This is a genomic window from Mucilaginibacter phenanthrenivorans (assembly GCF_024721155.1).
In the GTDB taxonomy this organism is placed as follows: domain Bacteria; phylum Bacteroidota; class Bacteroidia; order Sphingobacteriales; family Sphingobacteriaceae; genus Mucilaginibacter; species Mucilaginibacter phenanthrenivorans.
This window is the reverse complement of record NZ_JAHVAP010000003.1, coordinates 78,585-98,547: the sequence shown is the minus strand read 5'-3', so window position 1 is coordinate 98,547 and position 19,963 is coordinate 78,585. Positions and strand designations below refer to the sequence as shown.

The following is a 19,963-nucleotide window of genomic DNA, read 5'->3' as shown; positions in this document are numbered from 1 at the left end:
GAGACAGAGGTTAGGGCCATTGCAGATCTCCCTTTTAAATAAAATTTCTGCTTTAGCAGGAAAAAATTAGTTTTGAGGCCGTTTAATTATTTCAATCAGTAAGGAATGTGCCTATGGGTACCCGTTGCATGATTACCAGCACTAACAAATGTTATGAAAATATTTTATTTCTTGTTCGCATTACGGCTTAGCAGCATATTTATTTCGGCCTTTAATGAAAAAAAACTGAAAAAAGCCGGCAGTATTGAATACGGTCAAAAGAATTCCAGCGTGCTGATTGCATTGCATTTCGTTTATTATATAAGTTGCTTTATAGAAGGGTTTGTTAAAGGAAACTTTTTAAATGATCAGATATATCAGCTCGGCATCGCCGTTTACGCTTTCTCCATCATCATGCTTTTTTATGTCATCTACAGTATCAGGCACATCTGGACCGTTAAACTGATCATCGCACCAAAAAACATTCACATTATAAACACGAATTTAATCTTTCGGTTAATCAGGCATCCAAATTATTATCTGAATATCGTTCCTGAGTTAATCGCTGTTGCAATTATTTTTCATGCCTGGTATACCCTGTTCATCGGCTTTCCTTTATATCTGTTACCATTGACCATACGCATAAGGCAGGAAGAAAAGTTGATGCGAACGACCTTTGAAGAATACTAATAGTAAAGCCTAACATGCCTTACCATTTCAGTGATAACTTGCTCTCGTGCGCATTCATGTGGAAAATCTGTTGAAGCGGCCCATAATGACTATCGCTGCCAGACTGACGCATTCCGGAATGCCGTAAAGAAGTGCCTCGCAGCCTTTAAGGCCAGCGACTTTACCCTCGAAGAGATCGATGCCTGTAATGGCTGAGTCGCTACAGCATCCTTCACCATTGGAATTCTGACTTCGCAGACTTTGCCAATCGGGGCTTTTCTGTTTTTATGTTGAATGATAACCTTATAAATATCCATATATGCTCAAAGAATTTAAAGCGTTAGTGGATGGCGTCAAAGCAGTCATTCCAACACCTGGTAACGATACCAAAAAAACTGCGAATGCTGAAACGTTCGAAATGAAAGTCTGGCATTTCAGAATAATCTTAACGATATTTTATAGGGGCTGCTTCGTTTGTTCCAATTCTACCTTAAAACGGTGAACACGCACTCAATTAAGCGGTGAAGTAAAAAGTAAACGAATTAAAATCGGCAAAGAATCAAAAGCAGCATAACCTACCGATGCTGACAACAGAGGCTGGTAAATATACTTTTTAGGTAAGCAATATTTCATAAAAGAAACTATTTTAAAGCGGTACCCAAAATCTTTTCCGTTCTCTAAGATTGCGGCATGATATCAAATCAGTTAAATATTATAGAAGGCATCGATGCAGAGATTGATGCCTTGAGAAAATTGGGTAACCGGATCAAAACCTTAAGGATGAAGGCAGGTCACCATCATTATGAGAAATTTGCCTTTCAAAATGATATTGGAAGAATTTTGCTTCGCCGCTGTGAACTTGGCGGAAACGTAAGGTACAGTAGTCTTTTAAAGATCATCGGTGCATTGGGTGTGACACCAGCCGAATTTTTCAGCGAGGGCTTTGATTAAAACGGGTTAGCCGGTCAACTTTTATAGCGGCCTGCGCGGTCGTTTGGGTTTCGGGGTTTCGGTGCGATTATCCCGTTTTAATGTTGGTGGTTTCGGGAGAAATGTTTTTTTAAACCCCTTGCCAGGGTCAGTTCGCGGTGCCGGTTTTTCTTCTGCAAACCGGACATTCAGCGTGCGGTCGCCCATCTTCACACCATCCAGTGCCGAAATCGCCCTTCCTGCGCCGGCATCGTCCGTCATCGTGATGAAGGCATACCCTTTTGGCTCCCCCGTGACCTTGTCCGTCACAATGGTTACTGTATTAACCGTGCCATGCAAGCTGAACATTTCGACGAGTTCAATTTCCTGTATGTTTTTCGGAAAGCCAACGATAAATAATTTTGCCATGGTTTTCTGCAAATATACTGCGCTTTCACTTTTTTTAACAAATAATTGATTTTCGCCTGCAGAGCTGATTAGCGCACCTGGAATTATCTAAAGTAAAGCAAGCGATCTCCTGTATGGAGCGCCCCGTGTTTTCACCAAAGCGCAAACTATAATTCGAAAACACGGGGCGAAAAAATCGGGCTCCGGCGCGCCGGAGCCCGCCGGACAATTTCAAAAGTTCATGATGCCCTGATCCCGGGTTCATAGACCCATATCGCCATATCCAGTTTGCCCAGGTGCTGCTCGATCATTGGCCGGACAATTTTCCAGTCCAGTCCTCCATTACCGCAACCTAAAGCAGGTATCGCCAAGCTTTTAACGGAGTTTTCTTTTAGCCACCTCACGAGGGCGACCAAACCGCTTTCAACATATTCGTATTTGGATGGAGATTTCCAATGGCTCTTGGTCGGGAAATTAATAATCAGCCTTTCACCGAGTAACAAGTCACTGTCTTTAACCACTAATAATTGTCCGCATTGCAAAGAACCATTTTGGCAGGCTTGCTTGTAAACGTTATAGTTATGGGGAAAAGCTTGCTTGAATTGCAGAGCGATCCCTTTCCCCATAACACCAACCGTGTTCACCGTATTGACCAATGCCTCCGCACTTGAATCGAGTAAATTTCCTGTGGTAAACCGTAACATATTTTCTAATTATCGCTATTAATTTCCGTATCCAATAATAACAGTTTTTGGTAAACATCCTTCCAATATTTATATAAATACAAATCGTGTTCCGCCGGATGGCTTACCCGGTAGTGGCGGTAGTCATCCGCCTGCATAATCGCTATGGGCAAATCAGTTACTATAATTTCCTTGCCGTTCAAGTCTGTTATGTTCATCCATTCCGTTTTTGGGTTATGTTAAGCCACTTTTAAAGGCTGTGTTTTAAACTCTTTCAGGTTCAGGAAAAAGCCCCTGTTAAACAGCATGCCCTCCCTGAACATTTGCCATAAAAGGGAGGCCCCGCAATTGGCGAGTGCGGAATTGATAAATAAATCCTGTTTGGTCAATGCCTCGGCAAGCGAACAACTCGGCGTGTTATCGACTGCTTCTGATGCCGCCAATAGTTCAGCAAATTCATCGGTTACCATTGGCAGGGTGTCGGTCGTGCGGTACTGTTTGGATTCGGGCTGTTGTATTTTGCCAATAGTTGACAGTATAACCTGCCCTGTTTCCCTGCTATTGCCAAAATCCATATAGTACAGGGGTTGGCTACGGCTGTTCCCCATGCTTTTGTTCAGCTTTTTGAGGATTTGCGCTATCTCCACCCTTGCCTGTACAGTATCTACACAACCGATGGTAAGCGTAGCCCATGTATTATCCCCGTTGTAGGTCTTATCATATTTTTCGGTCACCGCTTTCCAGTTCGTCCCGAAAAAGCGATTGATGCGGTTGATCAGCGCTACGGATTTGTGCAAACCCAGTTCGGCAGTCGTGAATAATTGTCGCCCTAAATTCGCACGGGTCACGGTATCGTCGTCAAACACGCTGACCATTAAGCCGGGATGGTTGAGCGATACCAACGCATAGTTCATCCTCGCCAATGCGGTCAGTACCTGTCCCCCTGTGCCGCCCGCCCCAATCAGGTTAATGGTCACGGGATTGTAGGGCTGTAAAATTTCTTTGTTAACGATGTGAACCGCTGTCCGGGTATCGCCATTATTTAGTTTTTTCATCTGATCATGTCCTTTAAAGTTTTGCCGTTTTTGATTAATTCTTCCTGTGGAAAGTCCCTGCCTGTGCAGACCTGTCCCTGCCATAGCTGTACCAAATTGCCTTTGCAATGCCGATGGTTGCCGAGCGTATGCGTGAAATAGCTGTTAAAGAAATAGCTTTCCCATTGGGTCATAAACTGCTCCAAGCAGGTTTGCCTGTCAATGTTGATATTGACCGTTCCCATACATACACTGCCATCCTGGGACAGGTTAAATAAGGGGGCATAATAAAGCGGTGTGCCTGCATTGGGTTTGGTCTTGCCTTTCAGGGCGAAAACCTGCAACCGCTCTTTGGTCGCCCTCCATAGCATGGCGGGTATTTTAGTTTTGCCTGATGCGATACCCAAGCTATCGGAAAAAAACAGGTCAACTTCCTGTGGCGGGGTGTACCAAACCGCATAGCCGTTATTTTGACTGTTCATATAAATTACGTTTGGCGGTATCACGCCACTGCATTGCAGGTAGTTATTTTGAAGTTCCTGTGTAGCTTGCATTAACTCGCTTAAGGCACTCATTTCTTTTAGGGATAGAGGATGAGCATTGATGGGGTTGCCATGCTTGCCGATGTCGTAACTTTCGACATAAATCTCGGTTGGTTTATGCTCGTAACTGTCGCTTTCCTGTTCGGCAGACTGGTAGATCAGCAGGGCTTTGACCGGGTTATATTGTTCATTAAATTGCTGGCTCACATTGTTCATGGTCATATTTGTTTAGTAATCGGCTTAGCTTGTCCATCAGTTCAAACAAGCGGGTTTCAAAATCAAAATCGGGGATGGTATTTTCAGGTGTGTAATCAAATAATTGCACATGGGCGGGTTCGTCCATATAAGCGATCTCCTGAAAATGGTTATCGATCATATCAAAAAGGCAGTCCTGAAAACAATCGTTACCACTCCAATAAAAACTGATGTACTGGTCGGCGTAGATACGATCCTCGTCCTGTGGATATAACAGGTCGGAATGGATGTGGTCGAATATCGAGCGTTCGGGATACCGTTTATAAAGCTGTAAAAACTCCATAGCCACATCCCGCCATTCATTCAGCCAACTTTCGTTACACTGAAAATTCTGCACGACACTTTCAAAATCAGCCAAGCGTTGCGGGTCAATGATTTGTGCATAGATTTTCAGCCCTGCGTTTTGCATCACATAAAACTCGTCCAACTGCTTTTGACGGTATGGCTCGTCCTCCTGGTCATCATTTACCCATTGTTCAAGCGTTTCATACTGGCTTGCCAAATAACTGTCCTGTTCGGTATAAAACGGAACCCTGACGACCTGCTCCAAATAAGCGAACATACAAAGGAGCAGTTCGGCTAATGGTTGGCTTTGGCTACCCTGCAACCAATGCCATAAGGGACGTACAGGAATGTAGTATAAGGTCATACCCGTATCGTACCGTTTGACGGTGGCGAGCGTGGCGATATGTTTATCGTCTTTGGCGATGATGCACGACAACTTATTGTCTATGCCCTTTATTTGATCGCTAAGTACTTGCTGTGTTAAATATATATGCTGCGGAAAACTGCCATTTACCGTTTCAGGGATTGGCAAGTCATAGTGTTTACAAAGGATGGAGAGGGAGCATAGAAACTCCCTTTCTGCCTGCTCCCTGTTATTTCCATATTGCCAAAACGGTAAAAACCGATGTTTCAAAAAACCATTTCTGTCAGCGCTGCGGGTGCGCTCCGCACCGGATTGCGCTGAACCCCGTTTGCATCGGGCAGGCGGTTTAGCTTGTCTACGAATGCGCTGAATTGCTGTTGTAGCTTCCATTCCCTGTTCTCCTTTATAATTTTGATTATCCTGTTTTTGGGTTCCCGTTTCATATTTAACCTTTATGCCCCATCGTACTTTCAAAGCGGTATTGCACTTCATCGTCCCTGATTTCAGGGCCGATGATCTTCGCATTGGTGAGTATGGGGTAGTTAGCGGAATAGAAATTCTGTACATCGCTTGCGGTAAATTCCGCACCGGGGTCTGCCAAACGCACTTCCTGTCCGTTTTCCTTGTGCAGAAACACCCTTTTCAATTGGTTGACTATCATTATCGTATGATTAGTGTTAAACTTCGGTTTGTAAACTGGCGTAGAGTTCCTGACGCTTCTCTAAAGCTTCCCGCTTGGTTTTGATTTCCCCTGCCTTGTCGGGGTATTCTTCCGCATCAGGTAATTGGGCAATCGCTTCCTTGTACTTCATATCGGTATTTAATTGTCCGACCCGCCTGATCGCTTCATCGTACAGGCGTTGTTTTTCGGCTAATGCTTCGGTTTCGTCAGGCTGTTCTTCCAAATCATCATCCGCATCGTTATCGGGTTCTTCGGCAGGTTGGCTAAACAAGCTGTTATCTGCGCTCTTTTTAGCGGTGACGGTTGTTGTCTTACCTGTTTTTTCGGGCTGTTTCTTTGCCTTGTCCAGTTCGGCCTGATAGGCTTCGAGGTTTGCAAACAGCCGGACGGTTTGTTTCGCAGGTTCGCCTATTTCAGTAAAAAACTTTTCATCCAATTCCTGCGTAGTGGCTTTTAACAGCATAGGCGGGATATTTTTACCTGCGGTGATCCTGGGGTTATTATTCGCCAACAGCACCGATACGGTCAGCGTGCCGCCCTCTTGCGGTTGGATATTGATTTGCAGGGTGCCATTGATTTGCAAGCCTGCTATTTGTTCAAAAAAATTCGTTTTCATAATCGTTAAAATTTAAGATGATTAAAACCTGTGATGGCGAGTAAGAACAAGCCTGCCAACAGGGCAATTGTCCCGATAAAATGAATTATCCTTTCCGCTATGACGGTAAAAATGAACCTGCCATAGGTGGGAAATTGTTGCAGGCCGCCTATACCCCTGCGGTTAAACCTGCGCCTGCCGATATGGTAGCGGATCAATAAACCCAGGGCTACCAACAGCAGGCCGCAGGGTACGGTGTATGAATGATGCTTTTCCATTTTACACTTTATAAATTTGTTCACCGTATTTATTCAAATTGACAGCTTCGGTTTCTTCAATAAAAGGCAGCACAAACGTTTTTACATATTGCTCCGTGGTGGTGCCTTTTTCCCGTTCCCGCCTCAATAGTCCGTAGTCGTCGGCATTAATCTCGTACCACCGCAGGGTACGGGTTAAGGGGTGGGCGAAGATTTCGGTGCGGTAACGCTCGTCCCAATCCCGCTCGTTTGCCACTTTCATAGAAACCACATCACGGTTGTTAAATAGCTCCCTGATGGCCGCTTTGATCATTTCGGTGTTATGCGCAGCAGTTGGGTACAGCACGAAAGCTGCGCCGTTACTACTTGCGAGTTCATCGGTATATTCTATACCATTGCTTGTTTTCTCGTATGTTCTCATAGCTTCAATTTTTAATGAGGGGTGGCCATTACCACCCCTGTTTTTTAGCAAAAGATTTGATTTCTGTTAAGGATACCCTGTGGCAACCGACACGGATAAATTTGTCGTTGATCTCGGTTATGTTGTACCTGCCCAAAAAGGTTTCCCCGCAGTTGGTACACCCGCCTTTTTCAAGGGTTGCCAAAACCAACCCGTAAAGCTGACGGCCTGCGGCTAATGAAAATTCAACCTTTTGGGTAGTTTCGACGCTTTGATCAGCCTTGTTAAACCGCAGGTAATCGAAGCCGTCCGCTGTTGACAGGTAATTGATCTTGAATTTCCGCCAGTCTTTCAACCGTGTTTTTTGCAACCGCAGGGCTTCGGCCTGCGACCTTTGTTCCTGCGCTTTTCGCAATTCCCGCTCCTGTTGCAATAAATCATGGTATTGCTCACTATTTTCGATTTCACCTGCCTTTACCAACACTTCGGGCACTTCATAGCCAAAGAAATCAGCATAGCGTTTGGCTTCGTCAAATAGCCGCCCGATTTCCAGAATGTACTTTTTAGGTTTACGGGTATCTTCAAGGGAATCAGCGACATTCCTGATTTCGCCATACCATTTTTCAAACAGCTCTTCCTTAGACAAATCCGGGTCAGGCACAGACAGTTTATCCAAGTGGTTGGAAGCATTCCTGACAATCGTTACATGTGCCGAAGTTGACCTGCTGTAAGTACGTTGGGTGAATAACACCGCCCGTTCGCCCCTTGTATTGACTACGTGTTTGGCTATCAGGAAATGACGCCCATAGGAATAGATGTTTTCATCCTCAAAAAACAAGTTGCTTGCCTTAGCGCTTTCCCCGATACGGTTTGCCCAATTGTGGGCGACCGCATAGATATCTCTAACTCTTTCCATCTCTCTCGCTTTGATTTTGATTAATTGCAGTTCCTTAAGCTGATTTTTTAGCTGATGCGCCTAAAAGGGTAATTTCATTGGTGTGAAAGTTCAGGCTTGCCATTGGTTCCCCGTCACGGCTCACCCACGGTTGTGCGGTCATGTGTCCGTACAATTGCACCAATAGCCCTTTGGTCAGGTAGGGCGCTATTTTAGCTGTACGCCAGTAAGCGCAATCCACGTAGGTGGTTTCCTCTTTTTGTTCCCCGTTTGATTTGAACCTGCGGTTAATGGCCACCCTGAACCCGGTTACTTCTTTGTCGTTGTTTGTTGTTCTCACGATAGCGTCTGCTACCAATCTTCCTGTGATTTCCATCTCGTTTTAAATTTATTTGTTAAAAAATCTGTTATCCAATGACCATTTCGGCAGAACCCTCATTTGGCCTTTGATAGAGGCAGAATACTTGCGCGGGGGGCGAGCGGAACAAGGCTGACGCAAAAAAATACGACCCGAAGCGCAGCGAGGTGTGGAGATTTTTTTAAGCGGCACTTGCCTGGCCTTGGCCGCTGAAGAGGGGTAAATTCGCCTCAAGCAAAGGCTAAATGAAAAGGAATTAAAAACTAAGAGCAGTCCGGGGAAGGCGGTGAAGAAAAACCTGGAAGTGTATGAAGCAAGGACCTGCACCGGGCTAAAGCACAAAGCCCTTCCGGCTACCGTTGCCGGACGAGGCTCCCGAAGGGCTGGTTGTGCCTTTTGACCGGGCCGGTTGATATTAATTAAGGAATCAAGTGCAGCATTCAGGCAAGAGCAGCTTTTCCCGGTGAAGCGGGTAAACAAGCGAAGCGCTGAATCATGCGCTTAATTGGAATTGGAAGTAGTTTGCGCACGGGCGATGCTTTTGCAGCGCAGCAAAAATGCAGCAGCGGACCTGTATAATGATAAGCGCGCGTTATTAAGCTTTATCTGATATTCTTTAATGTTGCGGCCGGCTTACCGATAGGCCGTACTGACATCCCTGGCATTTATCGCTACCATACCCCGCTGCTGGAGCGCATGTAAAGTATTCCAAGCAGCCGCTATCTTTTCTGCAGGCGTTGCCATCTTTTGCTGATCCCACTGCCCACGAGTGGTAGAAGTGTAAAAATTATAGTAATCAAATGTTGTAAAATTATCCTAATCAACAGTGCCTTGATCAGGATAATGAAGAGCAGCAAAAGTATAATGATCAAAGGCATCAAAGTTATACCTATCAGCATCAGGAGGAATAAGATCATCCGTAGGATCAGGATGACACCCGGAGATGCCCGTTTCAGTACTCAAATTGCCCGTTTCAACTGGAGATAAGTTTAAAATCCGTCGATTTTGGGCCAACTTTAACGATAAGAATGCTTACCAACTGCTTGCATTTATATAAATAATGAAAGCCGGAAACGACGGCAACAACTGTACATTTTAGCCCCTAACACTGACAAATATGTCTAAACCAAATCCCAAAAAAACAATGCTGCTGGCATTATGCCTATTCCTAACTGCGTTCAGCCAGGCGCAAAACTTTCATGTCCGGGTCGATCTTCAAAACCCCAAACATCATAAATTAAATCTGCTCTATTTGAACGATAAACAGTTGGTTATTGATTCCGGAAAAGTTTCTACGGATGGGACAGTCAATTTTACGGGGAAGATCAGCACTCCCGTAGTTGCCTCGCTGATCATCGATAACCCCGATCTTGATATTACTTCAAAGACCGGGGGAGTTGTTCCGGGGCCGGTTTTAGAATTTGTTTTAAACAACGAAAATATCAACATTAAAGGCAGCGCAGATCATATAGATGCATCTACGGTCTCCGGAATTTCAAATCGGCCCTGGTCACCATTACGTGCTGAAGAAGCCAGTCTGACAAAAAACTGGCGGGCGGCATTGCGGTTATCTTACGAACAAGATTCGCAGGAAGCGAACCGAAAATTCGACAGCGTGTCTGCGGAAAAAGATCAGCGCCTTAAAGTTATCCATTTACAAAGTGTTCAGGAACATCCGGATGCCATCCTGAGTTCCTTTTTTTTGTATTCATTAAGGAGCCAGTTATCACCGGATTCCCTTGAATATTATTTTCTGAAATTGGGTCAGCAAGCCAGACGATCAATTTACGGCGAATTCATCGCGCAGAAGATTCAGGACATTAAGGCCTCGGCGATAGGTGCCATCGCCTTACCTGTCCATAAAGCTGATATGAAAGGAAATATCATAGACCTGGAGAACTTCAAAGATCATTACATATTACTCGATTTCTGGGGAAGCTGGTGCGTTCCCTGCAGGGAAAGTCATCCTCACCTCATCGGGATATATAACCAATATAAGTCCCGGGGACTGATCATCATAGGGATCGCACAGGAAGTCGGCAAAACATTGGGTGATAACGAGCAAAGTTGGAAAGACGCTGTCAAGGCGGATAATTTACCGTGGCTACAGGTCCTCAATAACCGGGAACAGCAACAAAATGATATAATTAAGGCTTACGACATCAATTCGTTTCCAGCTAAGATACTGATCGGCAAGGACGGTAAGATTATCGGTCGTTATACCGGTGATGATGCTGCCGCACTTGAAAAGAAGCTAACCTCTATATTTGATTAATGAGCGTGTTCACAGGAAGTCCAGGTCGTTATACACACCATTAAAACTGTTGCGATACGCTGATGAATTCCACTTAATAGCTGATCATCTGTAAATAAATGACACCTGTTGCTTTACTGTCAAGCCGCTGATATTTTCACTGGTATATTCCACTGTATATTTGCCCGGCTTAGTTAATGCGTAGCCTTTTAAAATATCGACCTTAACGGCCAAAGAGTCTTGCGGATTTAACGTGATGTAGGCCGAGGGCGGTGGCGGCATCATTCTTTTGACCATAGGTCCTTTGTACAGCACTTCCTCTCCCTGCTCATTTTTGATGTCCAGGTATTTACTGAGCAATGGTTCAAATGGAGTTTGCCATTTCAGGAATTTTTTGACGCCGTCGGTATGGTTATAAACGGTAAAATTCAGCAGTACCGAATCGCCGGTTTTAATGGCACCCTGAATTCGCATCACGCCGGATAGTTCCTTGTTTGCAACGGGTTGTCCGCTTTTGTTTGAGGTTTCTTTCACGTTTCGGTTTCGTGTGCTGCAGGCGACGGCCAGCGTTATCAGCAGATATACCGGCAAATAAGTCAATTTTTTCATTCGGAGTTGCTTTTCTTCAAGTATAGACAAAGGATATGGATTAAGGTTTACCGTATTCTGCCGCATTTGATGTAACCAGCATAAATCCAGATCAGTATTTCCTGACAGCAAGTAATAGCGTGTTACCCGCATCTACAGACGTTTCAGCCGGTGCATCAACCCTTCGCCATCCGAAGGATGCAAACCCGTGGTTGCTGCAATTACGCGGCCGGCTTAATTCGCTACGCCATCCAGTAAATATCCCCACCATTGGTTATTGCCCGCTAAAAGTCAACATGCGAATATTGCGGCATGAAGAATAGCTATCAATTCATCTTGCTTCTGGCTATTGGTTTTCAAATGAAAGCTACGGCTCAAAATCTACAAAAAGGATTAACAGGGAAATCAGCGAAAATGAAACAACGCCAAAAACAGTCAAACGGCATTTACCAGGTTGGCATCGCCGATGCTTTTATAAATGGTCTCTACAAAGGAACCCTTTCGGTTGGTACCTTGAAATCAAATGGTGATTTTGGCATTGGTGCCCCTAACCTTGTTGACGGGGAGCTAACCTTTTACAACGGCAAAGTATATCAAACCAGGTGGAACGGTGTAACTACCGAAGCTCCGGACTCCCTGACAACGCCTTTTGCATTTGTAAGTTTCTTTAAACCTGAAACCACATTTCACATCAACGGATTTACGGGCAAAGAAGCAATTCTGGAACGGGTGGAAAAATACCTTAAAAATAAAAACGGCATGTACGCCATCCGGATTTCAGGTAAGTTTCACCATGTCAAAACAAGAGCGTTTCCTCCGGTCACCAGAGAGCCCTTTTTGCCCTTGGCCAATATGCTTGATAAACAGTTTTTCTTTGATTTCAATAATACCGAAGGTGTACTGATCGGATATAAACTACCTTCCTATTTAGCAGGAGTAAACATTGCAGGTTATCATTTCCATTTTTTAACCAGCCAGTTGAACGCAGGTGGCCACGCGCTTGATTTCTCATCCGATAGTACCACAATCGAAATTTCCAGGATCAGCGACTTTCAACTGGTTACGCCAGACGATCCAGAATTTATGAATTACAAATTTGATAAAGTTAATCAGCCCGATCTGCAAAAGGTGGAGAAGGGAAACTAACCTTGGGTCACAAAAGGTGGAGATAACGCCGCAGGAAGTGCAGAAGGCGGCAATAGCCCGCGCCGCGGAGCAAAAACAGGAACAGGGCCAGGGAGTAGCTATTATCAATGGGCCGCGTCCGCCAGATTCACCTTATTTTTTGACCTTTTAACGAATAATAAAACCAGCGGAACAAAAACCACGAAAACAATTCCGACAAACATGAACACATCCATGTAAGCCAGTAAGGTAGCTTGTTTGGTGACCGCTCCTTCCAGCACCTGGTAGGCTGAATTCCTTGAAGTGAGACTATCTAATCCCCTGTTTCGGAAGCCAGCCGCCAGCTTGCTGATACGCTCCTGCACATTGAGGTCATACACATTCAGGTGGGTAGCGACCTCGACCCGGTGGATACTGGTTTTTCTTGATAAAAAAGTGGATATCAGTGCCACGCCAACAGAGCCACCTAACTGCCGCATCATTCCGGTGAATGCCGCTCCCTCACCAATTTGCTGTCCCTTCAAAGTAGATAAAGACATCGTACTCACCGGAACAGAACACAACCCCAAACCCAATCCCCGCACCATCAAAGGCCAGAAGAAGTCTCCGGAACCGGTCTCAGGTACGATAATGCGGTAAGCCAACATACAAAAGCAAAAGAAAATGAACAACCCCATGGCGATGAGCCACTTTTGCTGAACCCCTTTTTGGATCAGCGTAGCAACCACCGGCATCATCACTGCCACAAATAAAGTACTGGGAAGTTGAAGTACCCCTGCCTGCTGTGCGCTCCAGCCCAGAATAGACTGTGTGAACAAAGGAATAACGAAAGTAGACCCGAATGTGCCGAAGCCTGTAATGAAAGTCAGCATGACCCCTATACGCAGATTGCTATCTTTAAGGACCCTAAGGTTAACCACCGGAAACTTAGCTTCTAACTGCCGCCATACGAACAGGTATAAACCTAAAAAAGCGGTAATGCATAGTATGATGATCAATTTGCTGTTAAACCAGTCATCTTCCTGGCCTTTTTCCAAAATATATTGCAGCGAAGAAAGACCAACGGTCAATAATATTATGCCAAGCCAGTCAACTTCACCCGAAGAGCGCTTAGCGCCATAAGATGGGCTCCGCACAAACTGTATCGTCAATATCGCCGCCAAAATGCCGACCGGGATATTAATGTAAAAGATGAACGGCCATGAAAAGTTATCTACTATATAGCCGCCGAGGGGAGGGCCAAGGGTTGGGCCTACGATAATACCCAACACATAGATCGCCTGGGCCATCGCCCGCTTTTCCGGCGGCCAGCTTTCGGTGATGATCGTTTGTGAAGTTACCAATAAAGCGCCCCCGCCCATTCCCTGCAGGAACCGAAAAATAATGAGTTCTGTAACGGAATGCGCATTCCCGCATAAGAAAGAGCAAATGGTGAAGAGGATAACAGAAGCTGCAAAATAATTACGTCTTCCGAATTGCTGCGAAAGCCAGCTGGTCAGGGGAATGACGATCACATTGGCCAGGGAATAAGCGGTAATGACCCAGCTGATCTCATTGAGCGTAGCTCCTAGACTGCCACGCATATTGTTTAATGCTACATTGACGATGGTGGTATCAATAATTTCCAGTAAAGCGCAGAACACCGCAGTAACAGTAATGATGATTAAACGCGGCCCGTGTTCTACTAAGGATTCTTCTTTTAGTTGCATTACAATTTTCTTTTTTTCGAGGTATTGACTCAAAATTAAAGGGCATAACTCATCACGGTAAGCTAACCCGGGCTGAACCGGGCAATTTGAGCCTTGAGCCGGGAATTTGCAGGCGTGAAAAATTCAGCTATTTCCGGCCGAAAGAAATTGAGCATGGTGAAACAGGAATGAAGCGCTGACCGGCGATATGTACTTAGAAAAACACTCACCGTCCGAAATGCCCAAGCCACCAATTAATTTGCCTGTTTCGGTGTGATTCCGCTGTTATAGCGAGTTACGCCAGATCAATTTTGTGAATTGATCATCGACAAAAAATGATCAGGGCTATGATAAAAATTGGGTCTGTAAACGGAAGATTCGCCATACTTCTTGTTACGAGATGAGCTTTTTAACAAACAAACAAGAGCCGCACAACAAAACACTATCATTTACTATCAGGTAATTTTACATTTTAATAATTTCTCATGAAACAAGTCTCTCTCAACAATTTTACTTCATAAAACAAATCGAAATACCATGAAATCATTTCAAAGTGTTTACATCAACGGGAGTTTTTTAAAACCACACGGAACAGAAACTCAGGATATCATCAGCCCCATCAATGGTGAAGTTATCGGACGGCTTACCTATGCCGATGAAACCGATACACAGCAGGCTATTGCGGCTGCGGGCGCTGCATTAGTGAATTTTCAAAAGACCAGCATAACTGAACGGAAGGAATATTTTAAGCGGATCCATGACGAGATCCTGAAAAGGATCGACGATCTGATCGAAGCGACAACCCTGGAATACGGCGCTGCGAAAGACCGGGCCAAATGGTCAAACATGATCTCGGCAACTACCTTTCAGAATCAGATAGCTGTTCTTGAGAATTACCCGTTTGAAAAAACGGTCAATGAATCTACGGTGATCATGGAGGCTATTGGCGTAGCGGCGCTGTTTACCCCGTGGAATTCTGTCTCGGGATCTATTGCGGTTAAGATCGCGGCCGCCCTGGCGGCAGGTTGTACCATTGTCCTCAAGCCAAGTGAATTTGGTCCATGGCAGGCGCAGATCATCATGGAATGTATTGACGCGGCCGGACTCCCCAACGGTGTTGTCAATATGGTTAACGGGCGGGGCGATATCATATCCCGCGCTATTATGGAAAGCACCGTGGTTAACAAAGTTTCTTTTACCGGTTCAACAGTAGTGGGTAAAATACTGGGCAAGCAGGCAATCGATACGATGAAGAGGGTCACCCTTGAGTTAGGCGGAAAATCGGCGAATATTATTCTCGATGATGCAAACCTTAACACGGCAATACCTATGGCTGTCCAGGCATGCTTCATGAATAACGGGCAGGCCTGTATCGCGGGTTCCAGGCTGTTTGTGCCCGAAGAGAAGCTGGACGAAGTAAAAAGAATTTTGCTCGACACGGCTGCGCAATTTAAGGTTGGCGACCCCAGCAATGAAGATGTTAAAATGGGGCCGGTAGCCAGTCAGAAGCAATATGATCGTATCCAGCAGTTTATAGCAGCGGGTATTGAAGACGGCGCCGAGGTGCTGTTCGGCGGATTGGGTCGTCCGGAAGGATTGGAAAACGGCTATTATGTTAAGCCAACCATTTTTACCGGGGCAACCAATGAGATGCAGATCGCCAGGGAGGAGATCTTCGGACCGGTTTTATCCGTGATAAGCTATAAAAGTGAGGAGGAGGCTATTGCGATGGCCAATGATTCCGATTACGGGCTAATGGCCTATGTAAGTTCCGCCGACATTGGCCGCGCCAAAAATGTTGCCGGACAACTGAAAGCTGGCAGGGTGCTTGTGAACACGCTAAAGCATGATCCGTTCGCACCGTTTGGAGGCTACAAAAACTCCGGGTTTGGACGTGAAAATGGAAGTTATGGCCTGGAGGAATTTTTGGAGGCCAAAACGCTTATTGCATAACGCTTTTGGGATATTCCTATAGCTGAATTTTCGTAAGCAATTAGTTAATGATCAATTGCTTACGAAAATTTCCTTTTAAAATCATGCGACTTGCATGATTCCTGCCAAAACAGACGATGTAATTTATAGAAGACCAATGGTCAAATCTAATTTATACCACAACCACCAGCCTTGTTCCGCCAGCCACGTCCATATTCCAGGCCTGTTCTATCTCCTGAAGTGCAACAGTTATGGTGTCCATTTTCAGTTTACCCTCGGCGGCAAGCTGAAACATTTCAGGAATCACTTCGCTAAATATCTTTTGCATGTCTTCTGCAGCGATACTCCCCAGGCCGGAGCCCAGGATCTCTATATCCGAGCTTCTTAAAATGGACGATGGCAGAATTATCTCTTCACCAGCCATGCCCCCAACCGTTACAAAACGAACTTTATGCGTGGTGCTTCCATTGCCTTTCAACGCTGCCAATAGCAATTCGGCCGGATGTCCCCAGGTATAGTCGATCACGATGCTAATTGGTGTTTCGGTATGGATTTGTTTTAACCTATCCGTGACCTGCGCGTCGGTTTGTTTCAGGGATATCACCTCGTCTGCGCCAAGCTGCAACAATTTGTCCAACTGCTCCTGATTGCGGCCCGTTGCGATAACTTTGGCAGCGCCATAATATTTGGCGATCTGCACGGCCACCATTCCTGTAACCCCGGTCGCACCGTTGATCACGACCACCTGTCCTGGCTGTAAGTTTGCACGAAATCGTAAGGCTGCCGCAGCGCCGATTACGGCGTTAGGTAATGCCGCGGCCGTTACATCGTCAAGGCTATCAGGCAATTTAACTGTCAGGCTTCTGTTGAGCAACGCTTTTTCGGCAATGACGCCACCGGCCCCAAAACCATAGACGCGCGTACCATCTTCCAGCACACCTACACCGTCCATGCCTACGACTGCCGGTTTTTCCAGGGCTTGCACGGAGTAATGCGAGCCGCTTGCCCGGCCTTTGTCAACGTTTTTAATAGCTGCGGCTTTTACTGTGATCAATAACTGATCATTATTTTGAGGAACAGGTTCGCCGATCTCTCCATACTTTGGGCTCTGCCCCAATTGATATAAAATAGCTGCTTTCATGATTTTGATTTTTGTGGCTGCAAAGATGCGTACTGCCACAAACGGTAAACATTAATTTTTTTATGTAAGGAAAACCAGCCTTTATTGTTTTAAGAGAGTTTACTTTTGATTGAAGGTCATTTTAGCTGTACGCAACGGCGATTAAGAGTCCCCTTAACGTATGGCTGTTATATTCTCCATAAGATACTTTTCAAAGCATTCCATTATTGGGATTAATTCCGCCATGAAGGCTTAGCTGTCAGTTCATACCTTGACAAGCCCGCTGTTCAGCAGACCAATTGCCTGACTGGCCCATCAATATGTCCGATTCACAGTCAAACTGCTTAGAATCCGGGGAGATCCATCGCATTTTTGATCCAACAAATTAAACAGCAGAAATCATGACAACTAAAACAACAAAAAGAATTTATTGGACAGGCGTAGCATTAACCGCTTTTTGGTTCGCAGCAAGTGGATTTGGTGAATTAACCAGGAACCCGGCAGTATGGGAAATTTCGATCAAACTAGGCTACACAGCTTATTTCCTGACCATTCTGGCGGTATTTAAGCTTTCAGGAGTTATCGTATTATTAGTTCCGAATAAACTTTTACGTTTAAAGGAATGGGTATTCGCCGGTTTATTGTTTGACATCAGTTTCGCCTTTCTTTCCAAGATCGTGGTTATAGGACCAGGCGCTACCATCGATGCAATCGTAGCTTTTATTATGGTTGGGGTAACCTATGCTATGTTCAGGAAGCTATACCCGGCAACCTACACCATTGCACCATCGGAAAAAAGTTTCCAACTGCATTCCCGTGCAACAGTTTAAGTAAGCCCATGGTGAGATCCGGTTTCCGTGTATGCTGTCCATGGGTTTTGGTGTTTTTGCAAAAATCATCACCTGTTTCAGGCCTCCGCGCTATTCATAAACCGATTCCATCCCCACTTTCGGGCATTGGAGCAGATTCATCCGGGACCTAATTTTGAAAAAGTGCATGAAGAACATAATATATAAAGTATGGAACCTAAAATTTTGTTAATAACCGTATATCCGGGCGGCTACGGCAAGGCCCTGGCTGAAGCCGCTTTAAAAAGGGGCGATGGGGTGATCGCTGTTACGCAGGACATTGCAGCTCTGGACTATCTGTCAGCGCAATATAAAGAAGCGTTCTTCCTGATACCGTTAAACCTGACCGACCGGAAAACAGCTTTTGATGGCATTGACAGCGCGCTGAAAATCTTTGGTCAAATCGATGCGGTGATCGATGCCGGGTTTAATATTATTGATCAGGAAGAAAAAGCGTCCGGGCAGCAGTTAAAGGGCTTATTGGAAAACGAACTCCTGGGGGTTCCGTGGCTTTCACAAGCTATCTTTCCTGTGCTGCAGCGTCAGCACAACGGGCATTTTATACAGGTTTCGAGCACGAGCCGTATTATTTTGCCGGTACTCGGTCATTTTCAGGGTCCCAAACAGGGACAGAAAAGCAATTTAGAAAAAGTCGCCGAAGAGATCCAAAACCAGGGCATTCGGGTATCGTTCGTTGAACCTTTTACAGATGATCATTTCGTGTCTGATCATGATACGTCTTATTACGCCGGTGAGGTGCAGGCAAGTACGCATACCATTTCCTATAATCGGTTCCGGATCAGGAACGGGCATCCATCCGCCGTTGCAGAGATGTTGCTGGGCATCATTGACAGTGAATAGGTGACTTTTGGAAGCACCTGGCAGGTAAAGATAAAAATTGAACAAGATTTAAATTAGCATGGAAATCGGAGTAAGTACATTTGGAGAAATACAGCCGGACAGCCTGATCGGCAAAGGGTTCGTCGGTAACCGGCGTATGCAGGAAATATTGCAGGAGGTAAGACTGGCCGACGAGGTTGGGTTAGATCTTTTCGCTTTCGGAGAACATCACCGTCCGGATTTTATCTTGTCAAATCCTGAAATCATCATGGCCGCGGCGGCGGCTATAACGAAGCGGATCCGTTTGTCAAGTGCCGTAACGGTACTGAGCACTGCAGACCCGGTCCGTATTTTCGAAAATTTTTCTACCGTGGATCTAATTTCAAAAGGAAGAACTGAGATCATGGTGGGCAAGGGGGCTTTTACAGAAACATTTCCACTATTTGGATTTGCTAAGGAAAATGCCGATGAACTTTTTAGTGAGCATCTGGATCTCCTTTTAGCAGCCAATAATCAGGAGATCGTTTCCTGGACGGGAAAATACCGGCAGCCTGTTAACGGGGGCGTGTATCCCCGTCCTTATCAAAGTAAATTACCGGTATGGCTGGCCGTCAGCAGTACACCTGCTTCCGCCGTTATGGCGGCTGATTTGGGATTACCTTTAGCAGTTTCTATGTTTGGAGGACCCCCCGGGCAATTTATTCCTTTAATAGCACTGTACCGGGAAACTTTTGCAAAGAAGGATCCGGGGTTTAACGGGTTGCAAATATCAATAGGTACCCAATTTTATACCGCAAAAGATTCGACCACTGCCGTCAGCGAATTTTATCCGGGATATGAACGATTGATGAACCGCTTAGCCGCAGAAAACGGGCGCCCTTTGATGAATAAAGAAAAGTTCGAACTGTTCAGAAAAGAAGGGCCGCTGGTTGTCGGCAGCGTACAGCAGGTTATTGATAAAATCATGTTATTCTATGAACTGTTTGGCAACACGCGTTATACCGCGCACATAGATTCCGCGCAAATCCCCCACGAAGGAATCATGAAGGCCATAGAATTACTGGGTACGGAAATAGCGCCGGTAATCCGGAAAGAAACAGCCAAACATGATGCTATTGTTGAATAAGTCGTACAGAAGTTTAAAATGACGATGTCGAATATACACGCAACAATTTCTGAACATGGTAATACCAATAAAATGGTCTGAAGATATTTTATTTCAGACCATTTTATTTATCCGGGAGTTCAGGAAA

Annotated in this window: 26 protein-coding genes; 10 read left to right on the top strand and 16 right to left on the bottom strand. The window is 45.3% G+C overall.

Going from position 1 to position 19,963, the window contains the following annotated elements:
• Window positions 1-153: 153 nt before the first annotated feature.
• The 3 genes from KXD93_RS06970 to KXD93_RS06960 all read left to right on the top strand — a co-directional run bounded on the left by KXD93_RS06970 (window position 154) and on the right by KXD93_RS06960 (window position 1,599).
• Entirely contained in the window at window positions 154-669 is a 516-nt protein-coding gene (locus tag KXD93_RS06970) for an isoprenylcysteine carboxyl methyltransferase family protein (protein ID WP_258136240.1), read from the top strand.
• A gap of 30 nt (window positions 670-699) precedes the next feature.
• The gene (locus KXD93_RS06965; RefSeq protein ID WP_258136239.1) at window positions 700-864 is read left to right on the top strand and encodes a hypothetical protein; all 165 of its coding nucleotides are present in this window, start codon (window positions 700-702) and stop codon (window positions 862-864) included.
• A gap of 474 nt (window positions 865-1,338) precedes the next feature.
• Window positions 1,339-1,599, top strand: coding sequence for an XRE family transcriptional regulator (locus tag KXD93_RS06960; protein WP_258136238.1), 261 nt, complete (start codon window positions 1,339-1,341; stop codon window positions 1,597-1,599).
• 21 nt (window positions 1,600-1,620) lie between these two features.
• Here KXD93_RS06960 and KXD93_RS06955 read toward each other — a convergent pair whose 3' ends face one another.
• The 13 genes from KXD93_RS06955 to KXD93_RS06895 form a co-directional block, all read right to left on the bottom strand.
• On the bottom strand, window positions 1,621-1,986 hold the full coding sequence (locus KXD93_RS06955; RefSeq protein WP_258136237.1) for an RNA recognition motif domain-containing protein: 366 nt from the start codon (window positions 1,984-1,986) through the stop codon (window positions 1,621-1,623).
• A 218-nt stretch (window positions 1,987-2,204) separates the two neighbouring features.
• Window positions 2,205-2,669: a macro domain-containing protein gene (locus KXD93_RS06950; protein WP_258136236.1), complete on the bottom strand. Its 465-nt coding sequence runs from the start codon at window positions 2,667-2,669 to the stop codon at window positions 2,205-2,207.
• Window positions 2,670-2,674: 5 nt separating this feature from the next.
• On the bottom strand, window positions 2,675-2,866 hold the full coding sequence (locus KXD93_RS06945; RefSeq protein ID WP_258136235.1) for a hypothetical protein: 192 nt from the start codon (window positions 2,864-2,866) through the stop codon (window positions 2,675-2,677).
• A 21-nt stretch (window positions 2,867-2,887) separates the two neighbouring features.
• Window positions 2,888-3,703, bottom strand: a complete 816-nt coding sequence (locus KXD93_RS06940) for a PRTRC system ThiF family protein (RefSeq protein ID WP_258136234.1) — start codon at window positions 3,701-3,703, stop codon at window positions 2,888-2,890.
• Window positions 3,700-4,446, bottom strand: coding sequence for a prokaryotic E2 ligase family D protein (locus KXD93_RS06935; RefSeq protein WP_258136233.1), 747 nt, complete (start codon window positions 4,444-4,446; stop codon window positions 3,700-3,702). The genes KXD93_RS06940 and KXD93_RS06935 overlap by 4 nt, the downstream gene beginning before the upstream one ends.
• Complete coding sequence (locus KXD93_RS06930) at window positions 4,415-5,398, bottom strand: hypothetical protein (protein ID WP_258136232.1); 984 nt, start codon at window positions 5,396-5,398, stop codon at window positions 4,415-4,417. Before KXD93_RS06930 ends, KXD93_RS06935 begins: the two co-directional genes overlap by 32 nt.
• Window positions 5,395-5,571, bottom strand: coding sequence for a hypothetical protein (locus KXD93_RS06925; protein ID WP_258136231.1), 177 nt, complete (start codon window positions 5,569-5,571; stop codon window positions 5,395-5,397). Before KXD93_RS06925 ends, KXD93_RS06930 begins: the two co-directional genes overlap by 4 nt.
• A gap of 2 nt (window positions 5,572-5,573) precedes the next feature.
• Complete coding sequence (locus KXD93_RS06920) at window positions 5,574-5,789, bottom strand: PRTRC system protein C (RefSeq protein WP_258136230.1); 216 nt, start codon at window positions 5,787-5,789, stop codon at window positions 5,574-5,576.
• 16 nt (window positions 5,790-5,805) lie between these two features.
• Complete coding sequence (locus tag KXD93_RS06915) at window positions 5,806-6,426, bottom strand: PRTRC system protein E (protein WP_258136229.1); 621 nt, start codon at window positions 6,424-6,426, stop codon at window positions 5,806-5,808.
• Window positions 6,427-6,431: 5 nt separating this feature from the next.
• The gene (locus tag KXD93_RS06910; RefSeq protein ID WP_258136228.1) at window positions 6,432-6,683 is read right to left on the bottom strand and encodes a hypothetical protein; all 252 of its coding nucleotides are present in this window, start codon (window positions 6,681-6,683) and stop codon (window positions 6,432-6,434) included.
• 1 nt (window position 6,684) lies between these two features.
• Window positions 6,685-7,083, bottom strand: coding sequence for a hypothetical protein (locus KXD93_RS06905; protein ID WP_258136227.1), 399 nt, complete (start codon window positions 7,081-7,083; stop codon window positions 6,685-6,687).
• 28 nt (window positions 7,084-7,111) lie between these two features.
• Window positions 7,112-7,978, bottom strand: a complete 867-nt coding sequence (locus KXD93_RS06900; RefSeq protein ID WP_258136226.1) for a hypothetical protein — start codon at window positions 7,976-7,978, stop codon at window positions 7,112-7,114.
• Between the two features lie 34 nt (window positions 7,979-8,012).
• Entirely contained in the window at window positions 8,013-8,333 is a 321-nt protein-coding gene (locus KXD93_RS06895) for a single-stranded DNA-binding protein (RefSeq protein ID WP_258136225.1), read from the bottom strand.
• 825 nt (window positions 8,334-9,158) lie between these two features.
• On the opposite strand from KXD93_RS06895, the gene KXD93_RS06890 reads away from it, so the two are divergent.
• The gene (locus tag KXD93_RS06890) at window positions 9,159-9,302 is read left to right on the top strand and encodes a hypothetical protein (protein ID WP_258136223.1); all 144 of its coding nucleotides are present in this window, start codon (window positions 9,159-9,161) and stop codon (window positions 9,300-9,302) included.
• A gap of 130 nt (window positions 9,303-9,432) precedes the next feature.
• A complete protein-coding gene (locus KXD93_RS06885; protein WP_258136222.1) occupies window positions 9,433-10,590 on the top strand; it encodes a TlpA disulfide reductase family protein in 1,158 nt (385 codons plus the stop codon).
• A gap of 84 nt (window positions 10,591-10,674) precedes the next feature.
• On the opposite strand, the gene KXD93_RS06880 is transcribed toward KXD93_RS06885, so the two are convergent.
• Entirely contained in the window at window positions 10,675-11,178 is a 504-nt protein-coding gene (locus tag KXD93_RS06880) for a protease (protein WP_258136221.1), read from the bottom strand.
• Window positions 11,179-11,571: 393 nt separating this feature from the next.
• On the opposite strand from KXD93_RS06880, the gene budA reads away from it, so the two are divergent.
• The gene (budA, locus tag KXD93_RS06875) at window positions 11,572-12,303 is read left to right on the top strand and encodes an acetolactate decarboxylase (RefSeq protein ID WP_258136220.1); all 732 of its coding nucleotides are present in this window, start codon (window positions 11,572-11,574) and stop codon (window positions 12,301-12,303) included.
• A 104-nt stretch (window positions 12,304-12,407) separates the two neighbouring features.
• On the opposite strand, the gene KXD93_RS06870 is transcribed toward budA, so the two are convergent.
• The gene (locus KXD93_RS06870) at window positions 12,408-14,024 is read right to left on the bottom strand and encodes a DHA2 family efflux MFS transporter permease subunit (RefSeq protein ID WP_258136219.1); all 1,617 of its coding nucleotides are present in this window, start codon (window positions 14,022-14,024) and stop codon (window positions 12,408-12,410) included.
• A 483-nt stretch (window positions 14,025-14,507) separates the two neighbouring features.
• On the opposite strand from KXD93_RS06870, the gene KXD93_RS06865 reads away from it, so the two are divergent.
• Window positions 14,508-15,923, top strand: coding sequence for an aldehyde dehydrogenase family protein (locus KXD93_RS06865; protein ID WP_258136218.1), 1,416 nt, complete (start codon window positions 14,508-14,510; stop codon window positions 15,921-15,923).
• 151 nt (window positions 15,924-16,074) lie between these two features.
• Here KXD93_RS06865 and KXD93_RS06860 read toward each other — a convergent pair whose 3' ends face one another.
• Window positions 16,075-17,043, bottom strand: a complete 969-nt coding sequence (locus tag KXD93_RS06860; RefSeq protein ID WP_258136217.1) for a quinone oxidoreductase family protein — start codon at window positions 17,041-17,043, stop codon at window positions 16,075-16,077.
• A 380-nt stretch (window positions 17,044-17,423) separates the two neighbouring features.
• Here KXD93_RS06860 and KXD93_RS06855 point away from each other — a divergent pair, with 380 nt between their 5' ends.
• The 3 genes from KXD93_RS06855 to KXD93_RS06845 all read left to right on the top strand — a co-directional run bounded on the left by KXD93_RS06855 (window position 17,424) and on the right by KXD93_RS06845 (window position 19,836).
• On the top strand, window positions 17,424-17,852 hold the full coding sequence (locus KXD93_RS06855) for a DoxX family protein (RefSeq protein WP_258136216.1): 429 nt from the start codon (window positions 17,424-17,426) through the stop codon (window positions 17,850-17,852).
• Window positions 17,853-18,041: 189 nt separating this feature from the next.
• The gene (locus KXD93_RS06850; RefSeq protein WP_258136215.1) at window positions 18,042-18,731 is read left to right on the top strand and encodes an SDR family NAD(P)-dependent oxidoreductase; all 690 of its coding nucleotides are present in this window, start codon (window positions 18,042-18,044) and stop codon (window positions 18,729-18,731) included.
• Window positions 18,732-18,789: 58 nt separating this feature from the next.
• Window positions 18,790-19,836: an LLM class flavin-dependent oxidoreductase gene (locus KXD93_RS06845; RefSeq protein WP_258136214.1), complete on the top strand. Its 1,047-nt coding sequence runs from the start codon at window positions 18,790-18,792 to the stop codon at window positions 19,834-19,836.
• Window positions 19,837-19,963: the final 127 nt, after the last annotated feature.

Bases quoted from the DNA above. Each gene is read 5' to 3' on its own strand.
- KXD93_RS06970 (WP_258136240.1), top strand. From the start codon at position 154: ATGAAAATATTTTATTTCTTGTTCGCATTACGGCTTAGCAGCATATTT.
- KXD93_RS06960 (WP_258136238.1), top strand. From the start codon at position 1,339: ATGATATCAAATCAGTTAAATATTATAGAAGGCATCGATGCAGAGATT.
- KXD93_RS06955 (WP_258136237.1), bottom strand. From the start codon at position 1,986: ATGGCAAAATTATTTATCGTTGGCTTTCCGAAAAACATACAGGAAATT.
- KXD93_RS06950 (WP_258136236.1), bottom strand. From the start codon at position 2,669: ATGTTACGGTTTACCACAGGAAATTTACTCGATTCAAGTGCGGAGGCA.
- KXD93_RS06945 (WP_258136235.1), bottom strand. From the start codon at position 2,866: ATGAACATAACAGACTTGAACGGCAAGGAAATTATAGTAACTGATTTG.
- KXD93_RS06940 (WP_258136234.1), bottom strand. From the start codon at position 3,703: ATGAAAAAACTAAATAATGGCGATACCCGGACAGCGGTTCACATCGTT.
- KXD93_RS06935 (WP_258136233.1), bottom strand. From the start codon at position 4,446: ATGACCATGAACAATGTGAGCCAGCAATTTAATGAACAATATAACCCG.
- KXD93_RS06925 (WP_258136231.1), bottom strand. From the start codon at position 5,571: ATGAAACGGGAACCCAAAAACAGGATAATCAAAATTATAAAGGAGAAC.
- KXD93_RS06920 (WP_258136230.1), bottom strand. From the start codon at position 5,789: ATGATAGTCAACCAATTGAAAAGGGTGTTTCTGCACAAGGAAAACGGA.
- KXD93_RS06915 (WP_258136229.1), bottom strand. From the start codon at position 6,426: ATGAAAACGAATTTTTTTGAACAAATAGCAGGCTTGCAAATCAATGGC.
- KXD93_RS06910 (WP_258136228.1), bottom strand. From the start codon at position 6,683: ATGGAAAAGCATCATTCATACACCGTACCCTGCGGCCTGCTGTTGGTA.
- KXD93_RS06905 (WP_258136227.1), bottom strand. From the start codon at position 7,083: ATGAGAACATACGAGAAAACAAGCAATGGTATAGAATATACCGATGAA.
- KXD93_RS06900 (WP_258136226.1), bottom strand. From the start codon at position 7,978: ATGGAAAGAGTTAGAGATATCTATGCGGTCGCCCACAATTGGGCAAAC.
- KXD93_RS06895 (WP_258136225.1), bottom strand. From the start codon at position 8,333: ATGGAAATCACAGGAAGATTGGTAGCAGACGCTATCGTGAGAACAACA.
- KXD93_RS06890 (WP_258136223.1), top strand. From the start codon at position 9,159: ATGAAGAGCAGCAAAAGTATAATGATCAAAGGCATCAAAGTTATACCT.
- KXD93_RS06885 (WP_258136222.1), top strand. From the start codon at position 9,433: ATGTCTAAACCAAATCCCAAAAAAACAATGCTGCTGGCATTATGCCTA.
- KXD93_RS06880 (WP_258136221.1), bottom strand. From the start codon at position 11,178: ATGAAAAAATTGACTTATTTGCCGGTATATCTGCTGATAACGCTGGCC.
- budA (WP_258136220.1), top strand. From the start codon at position 11,572: ATGAAACAACGCCAAAAACAGTCAAACGGCATTTACCAGGTTGGCATC.
- KXD93_RS06865 (WP_258136218.1), top strand. From the start codon at position 14,508: ATGAAATCATTTCAAAGTGTTTACATCAACGGGAGTTTTTTAAAACCA.
- KXD93_RS06860 (WP_258136217.1), bottom strand. From the start codon at position 17,043: ATGAAAGCAGCTATTTTATATCAATTGGGGCAGAGCCCAAAGTATGGA.
- KXD93_RS06855 (WP_258136216.1), top strand. From the start codon at position 17,424: ATGACAACTAAAACAACAAAAAGAATTTATTGGACAGGCGTAGCATTA.
- KXD93_RS06850 (WP_258136215.1), top strand. From the start codon at position 18,042: ATGGAACCTAAAATTTTGTTAATAACCGTATATCCGGGCGGCTACGGC.
- KXD93_RS06845 (WP_258136214.1), top strand. From the start codon at position 18,790: ATGGAAATCGGAGTAAGTACATTTGGAGAAATACAGCCGGACAGCCTG.